A 13,388-nucleotide genomic window follows, 5' to 3' on the forward strand; every position below is an offset into this window, starting at 1 on the left:
TATATAGCCACATTGCGCGAGAGGACATAACAATTCCGGTAGTCTTCAATATGAACAGCGCATCCCCTGTCACTTGGCATATGACGATAACTGGTTGATTTGGCACAGCAAAAATAACGACGGGAGCACACTGGCTCCCGTCGATTGCATAAAGGCTAGCCTTGCGGCCCCCGGTCAGACGGCGACCGGCGCCTTGATGCTCGGATCCGCTTCGTAACCTACGATCTCGAAATCCTCGAAACGGTAGTCGTAGATGGTGACCGGGCGACGCTTGATGTTCAGCTGCGGCAGCTTTTTCGGCGTGCGGGTCAGCTGAGTGGCGATCTGTTCTTCGTGGTTGGAATACGCATGCGTGTCGCCAAGACTGACGATGATCTCGTGAGGGATCAGGTCGCACTGCTGGGCCAGCATATGGGTGAGCAATGCCAGCGCCGCGATGTTGTAAGGCAAACCAAGGAATACATCGGAACTGCGGATATACAGCTGCATCGACAGCTTGCCGTCAGCAACGAACGCTTGATACAGCAGGTGACACACAGCCAGCGCCTGACGACCCGCCTTCACGTTTTCCTGCGGAGACAGCTTTTCATCCGGCAGGTATTCGGTGTTCCAGCCGTGGAAGAGGATGCGGCGGCTGTTGGGGTTGTTCTTCAGGCAATCGACCATGTAGTCGATCTGGTTGATCTTGCCGCCATCCTTCGTCGGCCAGCCCGTCCACTGCGCGCCATACACCGGGCCCAGATCGCCTTCTTCAGTCGCCCATTCATCCCAGATGGTCACGCCATTGTCGTTGAGCCATTTAGTGTTGGTGTTGCCGCTGAGCATCCAGATCAACTCATTGGCAATGCTTTTGAAGTGCAGCTTTTTGGTGGTCAAAAGCGGAAAGCCATCGGCCAGGTTGTGACGGATCTGACGCCCGAACACCGCAGTGGTGCCGGTGCCGGTGCGGTCGCCCTTACGGGTTCCGTTGGTAATGACGTCCTGTAACAGCTCAAGGTATTGCTTCATGCCCAAAGGCCCTCTGTAGCGTGAATCCGCCGAGCCCGGGGCCCGGCGATTCGAATCAAACGGCTGCGTTGTTGGCAGCAGGCGCGCGGTGGTAAGCCAGCCAGATCAGCACCAGACCACCAATGATCATCGGCAGGCTGAGAATTTGACCCATGGTGACCCAGCCCCAGGCCAGATAACCCAACTGGGCGTCCGGCACGCGGACGAACTCCACGATGAAACGGAAGATCCCGTAGAACAGCGCGAACATGCCGGATACCGCCATGGTCGGACGCGGCTTGCGCGAGAAGAAATAGAGAATGACGAACAATGCCACACCTTCCAGCGCAAACTGATAAAGCTGCGACGGGTGACGCGGCAACTGAGCAGGGTCGCTGTAGGGTGGGAAAATCATGGCCCACGGCAGGTCGGTCGGTTTACCCCATAACTCGCCGTTGATGAAGTTGCCGATGCGTCCGGCGCCAAGGCCGATCGGCACCATCGGTGCGATGAAGTCCATCAGTTGGAAGAACGATTTGCCGTTGCGCTTACCGAACCAGTACGTCGCGATCATCACGCCGATGAAGCCGCCATGGAACGCCATGCCGCCCTTCCAGACTTCGAAGATCAGCAACGGATTGGCGATGTAATTCGGCAGATCGTAGAAAAGCACGTAACCCAGCCGCCCCCCGACAATCACACCCATCGCGACCCAGAAGATCATGTCCGAAAGTTTTTCCTTGGTCCATGTCGGGTCGAAGCGATTCAGGCGACGGGACGCCAGATACCAGGCACTGCCGATACCGACCAGATACATCAGGCCGTACCAGTGAATTTGCAGCGGACCGATGGCCACGGCTACCGGATCAATCTGCGGGTAAGGCAGCATTGCGACTCCTTAAAATAGAACGCTCACTGAGCGACAAAGCAAAACTAGATCAGAAAACTGGTACCGACGACTACGAGCAGCAGCGCGAACAGTCGTTTCAGCAGCCTGGGTGACAGTTTGTGCGCAAGCCTGGCACCGAATCGCGCAAAGAACATGCTGGTCACGGCAATGCCGATCAGGGCCGGCAGATACACGAAACCGAGACTATGCGGTGGCAACAGCGGATCGTGCCACCCAAGAATCATGAAACTTATGGCACTGGCCACCGCGATCGGAAATCCGCAGGCCGACGACGTCGCGACCGCTTGCTGCATGGTCAGGCTGCGCCATGTGAGAAACGGCACTGTCAGCGAGCCGCCGCCTATCCCGAAAATCGCCGAGGCCCAGCCAATGACGATACCTGCTGCGGTCAATCCGGGCTTGCCCGGCACCCCTCGGCTGGCTTTGGGTTTCAAGTCCAGAGCCATCTGAATGGCGACCAGTATGGCGAACACGCCGATGATTTTCTGCAGATGCGGCCCGGCAATGTAGCTGGCTGTCAGCGAGCCCAGGCCCGCACCGATCAGGATACCGACGGTCATCCACGCGAACACCGCCCAGCGCACGGCGCCCATGCGGTGGTGCGCGCGAACCGACTGGATCGAAGTGAAGACAATGGTTGCCAGCGACGTGCCGACCGCCAGATGGGTCAGAACCAAACTGTCGAAACCTTGCAACGTGAAGCTGAACACCAGCACCGGCACGATGATGATGCCGCCGCCCACGCCGAATAATCCCGCCAGCACCCCGGCGCATGCCCCCAAAGCCAGATAGAGCAGAAATTCCATGGGCGTCTCCCGAAATCAGTGCGGCATGTTACCGGAGCGCGCCGATCGGCTCTAGCAGCGTGCGATGGATGTCAGGGCCGGGTGTGGGTAGAGTGGCAAAAAAGGAGTCATTCATGTGCCTGATCGTCTTTGCCTGGCGCCCGACCCATGCGCAGCCGCTGGTGCTGGCAGCCAACCGTGACGAGTTTTACGCGCGACCCACGCTGCCACTGGGCCGCTGGGAGGAAGTACTGCAAGTCTGCGCCGGCCGTGATCTGGAAGCCGGCGGCACCTGGCTTGGCGTGAATGAAGACGGCCGCTTTGCAGCCCTGACCAACATCCGCGATCCGGACCAACCCATGGGCCGGCGGTCGAGGGGGGAGCTGGTTGCTCATTTTCTGACCGGCACGCTGTCCATCGACGACTACCTGCGTGAAGTTGCTGCACGCGCTAGCGAATATGGCGGTTTCAACCTGCTGGTGGGCAACCGCGAGCAGTTGCACTTCCTCAACGCTGCCAACCCGACGCCGTTGCGCTTGCAGGCGGGAATCTACGGCGTCTCCAACGCAGGACTTGATACGCCTTGGCCCAAGCTGGTGAAAGCCAAAGCGCAGCTGTCGGCGCATCTGGACGATCCACGACCTGACGCGCTGCTGCAATTACTCGCCGATCCCCAACCTGCGCCAGACGCAGAACTGCCGAACACCGGTGTCGGGCTGGCGACCGAGAAACTGCTGTCGAGTGTGTTCATCGCCAGCCCCAATTACGGAACGCGCGCCAGCACCGTGCTTTTCGTGAACGCCGACGGCAGCCGCAGGTTGATCGAGCGCAGCTTCGGCCCGTATGGCGGGCGATTGGGAGAGATAGACCTGCAGCTCTGATTGACGCTGCGAACCGAACATTGTGGGACTGGACCCCGTGGAACCCGATTTTGTGGGCGGCCCCTGGCAGGACCGGCCCAGACTCAATGACCCTTGACGGACCCCGGATTGATCATCCGCGCCAACCCCAGGTTTCTCAGCGCCAGCTGCAGCGAACTGCTGATGACCTGCGGGTTGTCGTTCTTCATCAGTTGATCGAGCAGTTCCTTGGCTTTGCTGAGGTTGATCTGGCGCAGCATCCACTTCACTTTTGGCAAGTTGGTAGCGTTCATCGAAAGACTGTCGAAGCCCATCGCCATCAACAGCACCGCCGCTGCCGGATCACCCGCCATTTCGCCACAGATACTCACCGGCTTGCCTTCGGCATGGGCATCGCGAACGACATTCTGCAGCGCCTGCAGCACCGCAGGGTGCAGATAGTCGTACAGATCAGCCACCCGTGGGTTGTTGCGGTCGACCGCGAGCAAGTATTGCGTCAGGTCGTTGGAGCCCACGGAGAGGAAGTCCACCTGACGCGCCAGCTCGCGGGTCTGATACACCGCAGCCGGGACTTCGATCATCACGCCCACCGGCGGCATCGGCACATCGGTGCCTTCGTCACGCACCTCGCCCCACGCACGGTGGATCAGGTGCAGAGCTTCCTCGGTTTCGTGAGTGCCGGAAATCATCGGCAGCAGAATCCGCAGGTTGTTCAGGCCTTCACTGGCCTTGAGCATGGCGCGGGTCTGCACCAGGAAAATCTCAGGGTGATCGAGCGTGACCCGGATGCCGCGCCAGCCCAGGAACGGGTTGTCTTCCTTGATCGGGAAATACGACAGCGCCTTGTCACCGCCGATATCCAGCGTACGCATGGTCACAGGCAGCGGGTGGAAAGCAGCCAGTTGCTCGCGGTAGATCGCCAGCTGTTCCTTTTCGCTCGGGAAACGCTGGTTGATCATGAAGGGGACTTCGGTGCGGTACAGCCCGACGCCTTCTGCACCGCGCTGCTGCGCGCGGGCAACGTCGGCCAGCAGACCGGTGTTGACCCACAATGGCATGCGATGCCCGTCCAGAGTAACGCACGGCAACTCGCGCAGGGCATCGAGCCCCTGGGACAGCTGGCGCTCTTCCTCGACGACCACCGAATACTGCTTGCGCAGCACTTCGCTCGGGTTGGTGTAGACCTCGCCGTGGTAGCCATCGACGATCAGCTCGATGCCATCGACCTTGGAATACGGCAGATCGACCGCGCCCATGACGGTAGGAATACCCATGGCCCGGGCCAGAATCGCCACGTGGGAGTTACCCGAACCCAGTACCGAAACCAGACCGACAAGCTTGCCTTCCGGCACTTCACCCAGCATCGCCGGGGACAATTCTTCACTGACCAGAATGGTGTTGTCGGGATATATCAGTGCCTGCTGACGCGCTTCCTGCAGGTACGCCAGCAAGCGACGGCCGAGGTCTTTGACGTCCGATGCACGTTCGCGCAGGTAGGCGTCGTCCATCAGCTCGAAACGTTTGACGTGTTCGTTGACCACCGAGCGCAGCGCGCCCTGCGCCCACTGGCCGGTCTTGATGACATTGGTGACTTCGCTGCCCAGCGATGCATCGTCGAGCATCATCAGGTAGACGTCGAACAACGCGCGCTCTTCCGGGCGCAATTGCGTAGCCAATTTCGCCGAAAGCGTGCGCATATCGCTACGAACGCCCTCTAGGGCGTTCTGGAAGAGCTTGAGCTCGGCGTCGATGTCGGTGACGGACTTGTCCGGGACCACTTCAAGATCGGCCGGCGGGAGCATGACCAGCGCCGTGCCCACTGCCGCGCCGGGCGAACCTGGCACGCCGACGAATTTGGCTTCCTGAATACCTTTGCCTTGCCGGCCCAGGCCGCGAATCGAGCCGGTGGCTTCGGCATGGGCGATGACGCCCGCGAGCTGCGCGCTCATGGTCACCAGGAAGGCTTCTTCACCTTCGTCGAACTGACGACGTTCCTTTTGCTGAATGACCAGCACGCCCACCACACGCCGGTGGTGGATGATCGGTGCACCGAGGAAGGAGGCAAAACGTTCTTCGCCGGTCTCCGCGAAATAGCGATAACGCGGGTGATCGGCGGCGTTTTCAAGATTCAGCGGCTCTTCGCGCGTACCCACCAGACCGACCAGGCCTTCGTTGGGGGCCATGCTGACTTTGCCGATTGAGCGCTTGTTCAGGCCCTCGGTCGCCATCAGCACGAAGCGATTGGATTCGGGGTCGAGCAAATAGACCGAGCAGACCTGGCTGCTCATGGCCTCCTTGACGCGCAACACAATAATCCCCAACGCCGCCTTGAGATCCTTGGCGGAGTTAACTTCCTGGACGATCTTGCGCAGCGTATTGAGCATGGCTCGGGGTCGAACTCCGTGTCAGTCGCGCGCCAACAGGCGCGGGGCAAGCTCTTTGAGTGCGCGTCGATACACCTCGCGCTTGAATGTCACCACCTGGCCCAACGGATACCAATAACTGACCCAGCGCCAGCCATCGAACTCCGGTTTACCGGTCAAATCCATCCGCACCCGCTGCTCATTGGAGATCAGGCGCAGGAGAAACCATTTCTGCTTCTGGCCGATGCACAGCGGCTGGCTGTGCGTGCGGACCAAACGTTGCGGCAGACGATAGCGCAACCAACCGCGGGTGCAGGCAAGAATTTCAACGTCATGCCTTTCCAGCCCGACTTCTTCATTCAATTCACGATAGAGCGCGTCTTCCGGCGTTTCCTGAGGGTTGATTCCCCCTTGCGGAAACTGCCAGGCATCTTGATTGATACGGCGAGCCCATAAGACCTGGCCAGCATCATTTGTCAGAATTATCCCGACATTAGGGCGGAAACCATCGGGGTCGATCACGGCTACAACCTCGCAAACGCATGTCGCCGCATTGTTCCACAAAGATCGTGAAGGCAGCAACGAGCCGTCGACAGCTTATCGTGACAACTGCATTAATAGATGCGATCTCTTGGTCAAACCTCGTATTCTTGTGCTCTTTTTTCAGCTATTTCAGCGAGTAACCCCATGCGCCTGGCATTATTCGACCTCGACAACACCCTCCTCGGCGGCGACAGCGATCACGCTTGGGGCGACTATCTGTGTGAGCGGGGCATTCTTGATGGCGCCGCCTACAAGGCCCGCAACGACGCGTTTTATCAGGACTATCTGGCCGGAACGCTGAACCTGACCGATTACCTGAATTTCAGCCTGGAAATCCTGGGTCGCACCGAGATGGCGCAACTTGACGAGTGGCATGGGGATTTCATGCGCGACTGCATCGAGCCGCTGATTCTGCCCAAGGCCATGGCTCTGATTGCCAGGCATCGGGATGCTGGCGACAAGCTGGTCGTCATCACCGCGACCAACCGCTTCGTCACTGCGCCGGTAGTTGCGCGCCTGGGCATCGACACGTTGCTGGCGACCGAATGTGAGATAGTCGACGGCCGGTACACAGGTCGCACGACCGACGTACCGTGCTTTCGCGAGGGCAAGGTGACGCGCCTGAACCGCTGGATCGAGGAAAACGGCTTCAATCTGGAAGACAGCTACTTCTATAGCGACTCCATGAATGATCTGCCGTTGCTGGAGCAGGTCGCGAATCCGGTGGCCGTCGATCCTGACGAGAAGCTGCGCGCCGAAGCGACCCGTCGCGGCTGGCCGGTGATTTCGCTGCGCGACTGACGAAGACGATCTGCCGGGGCAAGCCGATCAAGGCTTATTCAGACGGGCTTGGCGCCCATCAACCCGGCAATCGACACGAAGCAGACAGCGCTAAAGATTGCCAGCGCCACCGTGAACCTGGGATTACCCACGATCACCGGACGGCGCAGGCGATTGACGCGCACTGCGAGCCACGCCCAGCTCAGTGCGCCAAAGGTGTACAACACGCTCGCAGCCAGCAGCCAGGTCTGCCCCAAAGGCCAACCGGCGTAATGCACCAGCCACCAGCCACTGACCGGCAAGGTCAGCAGACACAACCCCATCAGCAACCAGACAAACACCCAAGGCTTCTGCATGGCACGATTCTGCACCGTCAGATCCCCGGCCCTGCGGCCGCGAACGATCCAGACGATCATCGCCAGCGCACCAACGAACAAGAGTGCCGTGGTGACCATGTGCAGGATTTTCAATGCGGCGAAGTGTTCCATCGCGGTTTGTTTCCTTATATAGAAGCCATGCTCTGAGCGTAGCCGTACGCGTAGAAGCGCGCTTGTTCTGGGAACGGCCACAGGACCTGTAGGAGTGAGCTTGCTCGCGAAGACTGACTCCCGGGCGCTGAGTATCCGGCGGATGTACCAGCCTCTTTCCGGCTAAAGCCGGTCCTACAGATGCCGCAAGCTTTTCGTAGGACCGGCTTTAGCCGGGAAGGTGTCGGAGTGTTCGCCGCAGACTTACGGGGCGTTAGAGACCGTTGGCTCACTCCCTTCGGGATCCGCAATGGCGACTCAGCCGAGAAACAGTTTGTACGCCGGGTTGTTGCTCTCGTCCCAATACGGATAACCGATTTCCGCCAGCGCTTGCGGCACCAGATGGCGCTCCTCCTCTGGCACAACCAGACCAGCGACCACGCGGCCGTCGGCGGCGCCGTGGTTGCGGTAGTGAAACATCGAGATGTTCCACTTGCCGCCCAGTTTGTTGAGGAAGTTGAACAGCGCGCCCGGCCGCTCGGGGAATTCGAAGCGCAGCACCACTTCATCGCTGACCCGTTCCGAATGCCCGCCGACCATGTGCCGCAGGTGCAGCTTGGCCAGTTCGTTGTCGGTCAGGTCCAGCACCGGAAAGCCCTGCGCTCGCAGGCTGGCGATCAGCGCCTTGCGCGGGTCGTTTTCCGGGTGGGTTTGCACGCCGACGAAGATGTGCGCCTCGCGGTCGGTGTGGTAGCGGTAGTTGAATTCGGTGATCTGGCGCTTGCCGACTGCCTCGCAGAACGCCTTGAAACTGCCCGGCTGCTCGGGGATGGTCACGGCAATGATCGCCTCGCGACCTTCGCCCAGTTCGGCGCGCTCGGCGACATGGCGCAGGCGGTCGAAATTGACGTTGGCGCCCGAGTCGATGGCGACGAACGTCTGCCCGGTGACGCCGTATTCTTCGGTGTACTTCTTGATGCCCGCCACGCCCAGAGCTCCGGCCGGCTCGGTGATCGAGCGGGTGTCGTCGTAGATGTCCTTGATCGCCGCGCAGATTTCGTCGGTGCTGACCGTGATCACCTCGTCGACGTAGTCCTTGCAGATGTCGAAGGTGTGCTGGCCGATCTGCGCCACAGCGACGCCGTCGGCAAACAGCCCGACCTGCTGCAGCACCACGCGCTCGCCGTAGGCCATGGCCTGCTGCAGGCAGTTGGAATCGTCCGGTTCGACGCCGATCACCTTGATCTCGGGACGCAGGTATTTGACGTACGCCGCGATACCGGCGATCAGCCCGCCGCCGCCAACCGGCACGAAGATCGCGTCGAGCTTGCCCTGATGCTGACGCAGGATTTCCATGGCGACCGTGCCTTGTCCGGCGATGGTGTCAGGGTCGTCGTAAGGGTGAATGTAGACGTAGCCTTTTTCCTCGACCAGCTTCAGGGAATACGCCAGCGCCTCGGGGAAAGAGTCGCCGTGCAGCACCACTTTGCCGCCGCGCGAGCGCACGCCTTCGACCTTGATCTCCGGCGTCGTCTTGGGCATGACGATGGTGGCCTTGATGCCCAGCTTTCTGGCCGCCAGCGCCAGCCCCTGCGCGTGGTTGCCCGCCGAAGCCGTGACCACGCCGCGGGCAAGCTCCTCGGCGCTCAGTTGCGCCAGCTTGTTGTACGCGCCGCGAATCTTGAAGGAGAACACCGGCTGCAGGTCTTCGCGCTTGAGCAGCACCTGGTTGCCGAGTCGCTCGGACAACTGACGAGCGCCCTGCAGCGGGGTTTCCACGGCGACGTCGTAGACGCGGGAGGTGAGGATTTTCTTCACGTACTGTTCGAGCATCGGAAAGCATCACTGGCGAAAGGGCAAGACCGGGAAGTCTACCCCGCGTCCCGACGCACGACCACACCAAGAGTCAGGCTTTAACGACGGCATGTCGCTATAATGCCCGCCCTCGGCATATCGCTATCCCTTACAGGAGCGCGCTTGCCCACGAACGCGCAGTGCCAGCCGATCCATTGGCCACAGTCACAACGCCGTCGTGGGCAAACGCGCCTCTGCCGGGGACATTTTTCACTGGAGCCAAACCCCGCATGACCCAGGATCAACTCAAACAGGCCGTCGCCCAGGCCGCCGTCGACTTCATCCTTCCCAAGCTCGACGACAAAAGCATCGTGGGCGTCGGCACCGGCTCCACCGCCAATTGCTTCATCGATGCGCTGGCACAACACAAAGGCGCATTCGACGGCGCGGTCGCCAGTTCCGAAGCCACCGCAGCGCGCCTGAAAGGCCATGGCATTCCGGTGTATGAACTCAACACGGTCAGTGACCTTGAGTTCTACATCGACGGCGCCGATGAAAGCGACGAGCACTTGAACCTGATCAAGGGCGGCGGCGCAGCACTGACCCGCGAAAAAATCGTCGCGGCGGTCGCCAAGACATTCATCTGCATTGCCGATGGCAGCAAGCTTGTGCCGGTGCTGGGTGCGTTCCCGCTGCCCGTTGAAGTCATCCCGATGGCACGCAGTCATGTGGCGCGGCAACTGGTGAAACTGGGCGGTGATCCGGTTTATCGCGAAGGCGTGGTGACGGACAACGGCAACATCATTCTCGACGTTCACAACATGAACATCACCCGTCCGGCGGAGCTTGAAGCACAGATCAACGCCATCGTGGGCGTGGTCACCAACGGCCTGTTCGCAGCGCGCTCAGCCGATCTGCTGCTTTTGGGCACTCAGGAAGGCGTGAAAACCCTGACGCGCTGATCATCAACATATCCCACGCGCCGTGGCAGTTGAGCAACACAGCCTTCGTGATCAGCCTCACTGCCACTGTTCGATGCGCGCGCAAAGCGTGACTGAGCGGCTTATTTCTTCCTGAACGCGTAAAACAGGTTCGGCTCGCTCACCACGTACAGCGTTCCGTCATCACCCATCGCGATGCCCTCGGCCTGAGGCACACTGCGTTCAAGGCCCATGCTGCCTTTGCTCAGCGACACGTTTGCCACCGGCCGCCCCTGAGTATCGAGCTCGAGAATCTGCCGCGATTCATCCGACAGCGCCAGCAAATGCCCGCTGCGCTCATCGAATTGCAAACTGGACAGGTCGCGCACGAACAACCCGGCATAGCGCTGCTTGCTCGAAGTGACTTCCAGAATATTCGTCGGATCGGCATTGGCGCGGGGGAAGCCGCGCACTTCAATGATCTGAACCGGCTTGCGCTCCTTGGCCACAAACAGGCGCTGCCCCTGGTTGTCATAGGCCAATCCTTCAAAACCGCTGTTGCCGCCGGCGCCCACCCCAAGCGTCAGCTGCTCGGCTTGCCCGGCATCGAGGGCGACGGTGGCATCGTCGACCTGCACCTTGATCAAACGCTGACCATGCTCATCGCTGATCACATAAGTGCCGGGGCTGATGTACTCCACCGCTTCGGCATCGCCAAACCCGGTCAGACGAATGCGCCGCAGCACCTGCCCGTCCAGACTCAGCTCGACGAGTTCGGGGTGTTTATTGGTGACGGTGAAGAGGGTTTTGCGCTGCGGGTCGTAGCTGAGTGCTGAAACGTCGTCGAGCCCCTCAATGACTTTGCCTTCGACCACCACTTCGAATTCATCAAGCCCCAGCGCCTGTGCGTTGGTGGATTGCCAGAACACATGCCAGTTGAACCAAAGCCGCTCGATGACGCGGTAGTCGCGGGCGGTGAAGTACAAAGCCGCAAGCACAATGACGACGAGCAAGGTGAGCAGGACGCTCTTGAGAGGCGACAGACGGGTCATGCGAACGGCTCAGCATCGAAAAGGGGCCGCTTTAATACCACTTTTCGATGAAGCCTGGCTTAACAACTGCTGCCGAGGTCATCGGCGGACACAAAAAACAGTGCGGTCAGGTCACTGCTTTTTCTTGAACGAGTAAAACAGGTTCGGCTCGCTCACCATATAAAGAGTGCCGTTTTCATCCATCGTCACGCCTTCTGCGCGCGGGATCGTCTCGCTCAATCCATTGAAGCCGTGCAGCAGGGTCATGAAGCTCACCTGATTCCCCTTCTCGTCCAGCTCCAGCAGCATGTGCGACTCGGCAGACAGCACCAGCAGATGCCCGGTCTTCTGGTGCGCATACAGCGAGGACAGGTTGCGCACGATGAGGTTGTCGTTGATCAGTTTCTTTTTCGTGCCGTCCACTTTGCCGCTGACGTCAGCCTTCAGGCTGTACAGCGCCGGCGGCCGCTCCTCGCCAAACAGGAACTGTTGGTTGCGCGGATCCCAGGCGATCCCTTCGAAGGCTTTGTTCTGATCCTTCGAAGGGCCAAGGTCATATTTGGGGAAGTCAGCAATGTTCAGCGTCTTGGTGTCCGGCGTCACCGTGACCACAGTCACCAGATGCTGACGTTCGTCGACGATCGCGATCTGGCCATTACCCAGAACAGCCAGGGCCTCCGGATTGCTCCAGCCTACGAGCGGAATCTTGCGGATGACATCGCCTGTCAGGGTCAATTGCGACAGGAATGCATTTTTGCCCATGACCGCATACAGCGTCTTGCTCGCCGGGTCGTAGGACACATCGGACGCCTCGTCCTTTTCCATCCCCGCCAGCGGCTTGGCGTCGATGTCGACCTGATAATCCGGCAGCCAGACGCTCGCCGCCCGTTCGGCGGGCGTTACGCCGCGCTCACGCAACCACAACAGCCCCCGGTCATTCCAGTCCCACGCGAACGACAGACCGGCCAGGATCACCAGAACGGCGATCAGTAACCACGCCCAGCGCATGCGCCGGCGGCTCTTGGTTGGGGTCAGCGTTTGAGCATTAACGGCCATCGAAGCAATCCTGAGAAAGTACGTCCATGGGCACAGCGCGGCGCCGCGGTCGGCGAGGAATTATCCAGATCGTTTGTGAAAAAAACGGCAACGCTTGGGTCTGGAACAGGCATTCAACCGGTAAAACAAAAAAGGCCGCCTGCACAGGTTCGCAGGCGGCCTTTACTGGCCGGGCCGGATCGATCAGCGCACGTCGCTTTCAAAACGGCTGTGACCGGGCAGCTCCAGCACGATCTGATCGCCGACGTTGAACGGCCCAACGCCAGCGGGCGTGCCGGTCATGATCAAGTCGCCCGCCTGCAGGGAAAACTGCGAGGCCATGTGCTGAATCATCGGCACGATAGGGTTGAGCATCTGGCTGCTGTTGCCATCCTGACGAACCTTACCGTTGATGCTCAGCCGAATGGCGATATCGGTGAGGTCAGGGTAACGGTCCGCCGAGACGAATGGAGCGATAACCGCCGCACCGTCAAAGGACTTGGCGATTTCCCACGGCAGCCCTTTTTCCTTGAGACGCGATTGCACATCGCGCAGCGTCAGATCCAGCCCCGGTGCGAAGCCGGAAATGGCGTCCAGCACCTCTTCACGGCTCGGATTCTTGCTCAGCGGTTTACCGATCAGCACCACGATTTCGGCCTCGTAATGCACCGAACCGCGATCCTGCGGAATGCTGAACCCGCCTTCGAGCTCGACGACGCAGCTGCCGGGCTTGATGAACAGCAGCGGCTCGGTCGGCACCGGGTTGTCCAGCTCCTTGGCGTGTTCGGCGTAATTGCGGCCGATGCAGACGACCTTGCCCAGTGGAAAGTGCACCTTCGTTCCGTCGACATACTTGTGCTGGTAGCTCATGAGCGCTCCTGAATACGAGATCGGCTTGTTATAGGTGAGAACC

Annotated in this window: 13 protein-coding genes; 3 read left to right on the forward strand and 10 right to left on the reverse strand. The window is 60.2% G+C overall.

The features are described from left to right. Positions 1-174: 174 nt before the first annotated feature. The 3 genes from AAGQ88_RS25015 to AAGQ88_RS25025 are packed head-to-tail and all read right to left on the reverse strand — an operon-like array spanning position 175 to position 2,703. A complete protein-coding gene (locus tag AAGQ88_RS25015) occupies positions 175-1,008 on the reverse strand; it encodes a thymidylate synthase (protein WP_342653896.1) in 834 nt (277 codons plus the stop codon). A gap of 55 nt (positions 1,009-1,063) precedes the next feature. After that, a complete protein-coding gene (gene lgt, locus AAGQ88_RS25020; RefSeq protein WP_342653897.1) occupies positions 1,064-1,876 on the reverse strand; it encodes a prolipoprotein diacylglyceryl transferase in 813 nt (270 codons plus the stop codon). A 44-nt stretch (positions 1,877-1,920) separates the two neighbouring features. After that, positions 1,921-2,703: a sulfite exporter TauE/SafE family protein gene (locus AAGQ88_RS25025; protein WP_342653898.1), complete on the reverse strand. Its 783-nt coding sequence runs from the start codon at positions 2,701-2,703 to the stop codon at positions 1,921-1,923. Positions 2,704-2,816: 113 nt separating this feature from the next. On the opposite strand from AAGQ88_RS25025, the gene AAGQ88_RS25030 reads away from it, so the two are divergent. After that, a complete protein-coding gene (locus AAGQ88_RS25030) occupies positions 2,817-3,563 on the forward strand; it encodes an NRDE family protein (protein ID WP_342653899.1) in 747 nt (248 codons plus the stop codon). A gap of 83 nt (positions 3,564-3,646) precedes the next feature. On the opposite strand, the gene ptsP is transcribed toward AAGQ88_RS25030, so the two are convergent. Together ptsP and AAGQ88_RS25040 are read right to left on the reverse strand one after the other, a co-directional pair. After that, positions 3,647-5,926, reverse strand: coding sequence for a phosphoenolpyruvate--protein phosphotransferase (ptsP, locus tag AAGQ88_RS25035; RefSeq protein WP_342653900.1), 2,280 nt, complete (start codon positions 5,924-5,926; stop codon positions 3,647-3,649). A 21-nt stretch (positions 5,927-5,947) separates the two neighbouring features. Next, the gene (locus AAGQ88_RS25040) at positions 5,948-6,427 is read right to left on the reverse strand and encodes an RNA pyrophosphohydrolase (protein ID WP_062379340.1); all 480 of its coding nucleotides are present in this window, start codon (positions 6,425-6,427) and stop codon (positions 5,948-5,950) included. Between the two features lie 165 nt (positions 6,428-6,592). Between AAGQ88_RS25040 and AAGQ88_RS25045 the strand changes: the two genes are divergently transcribed. Further along, positions 6,593-7,249, forward strand: coding sequence for an HAD family hydrolase (locus AAGQ88_RS25045; protein WP_342653901.1), 657 nt, complete (start codon positions 6,593-6,595; stop codon positions 7,247-7,249). A gap of 38 nt (positions 7,250-7,287) precedes the next feature. Here the strand turns inward: AAGQ88_RS25045 and AAGQ88_RS25050 are convergent, their stop codons facing one another. Together AAGQ88_RS25050 and ilvA are read right to left on the reverse strand one after the other, a co-directional pair. Then, positions 7,288-7,716, reverse strand: a complete 429-nt coding sequence (locus AAGQ88_RS25050; protein WP_342653902.1) for a DUF2269 family protein — start codon at positions 7,714-7,716, stop codon at positions 7,288-7,290. Between the two features lie 297 nt (positions 7,717-8,013). Continuing rightward, a complete protein-coding gene (gene ilvA, locus AAGQ88_RS25055) occupies positions 8,014-9,528 on the reverse strand; it encodes a threonine ammonia-lyase, biosynthetic (RefSeq protein WP_342653903.1) in 1,515 nt (504 codons plus the stop codon). Positions 9,529-9,779: 251 nt separating this feature from the next. On the opposite strand from ilvA, the gene rpiA reads away from it, so the two are divergent. Continuing rightward, positions 9,780-10,451: a ribose-5-phosphate isomerase RpiA gene (rpiA, locus tag AAGQ88_RS25060; RefSeq protein ID WP_093465639.1), complete on the forward strand. Its 672-nt coding sequence runs from the start codon at positions 9,780-9,782 to the stop codon at positions 10,449-10,451. Between the two features lie 101 nt (positions 10,452-10,552). On the opposite strand, the gene AAGQ88_RS25065 is transcribed toward rpiA, so the two are convergent. The 3 genes from AAGQ88_RS25065 to AAGQ88_RS25075 all read right to left on the reverse strand — a co-directional run bounded on the left by AAGQ88_RS25065 (position 10,553) and on the right by AAGQ88_RS25075 (position 13,345). Next, positions 10,553-11,461: an SdiA-regulated domain-containing protein gene (locus AAGQ88_RS25065; RefSeq protein ID WP_342653904.1), complete on the reverse strand. Its 909-nt coding sequence runs from the start codon at positions 11,459-11,461 to the stop codon at positions 10,553-10,555. 111 nt (positions 11,462-11,572) lie between these two features. Continuing rightward, positions 11,573-12,496, reverse strand: a complete 924-nt coding sequence (locus AAGQ88_RS25070) for an SdiA-regulated domain-containing protein (protein WP_342653905.1) — start codon at positions 12,494-12,496, stop codon at positions 11,573-11,575. Positions 12,497-12,679: 183 nt separating this feature from the next. Then, on the reverse strand, positions 12,680-13,345 hold the full coding sequence (locus tag AAGQ88_RS25075; RefSeq protein ID WP_342653906.1) for a fumarylacetoacetate hydrolase family protein: 666 nt from the start codon (positions 13,343-13,345) through the stop codon (positions 12,680-12,682). Positions 13,346-13,388: the final 43 nt, after the last annotated feature.

Source organism: Pseudomonas sp. F3-2 (assembly GCF_038804275.1).
Classification (GTDB): Bacteria; Pseudomonadota; Gammaproteobacteria; order Pseudomonadales; family Pseudomonadaceae; genus Aquipseudomonas.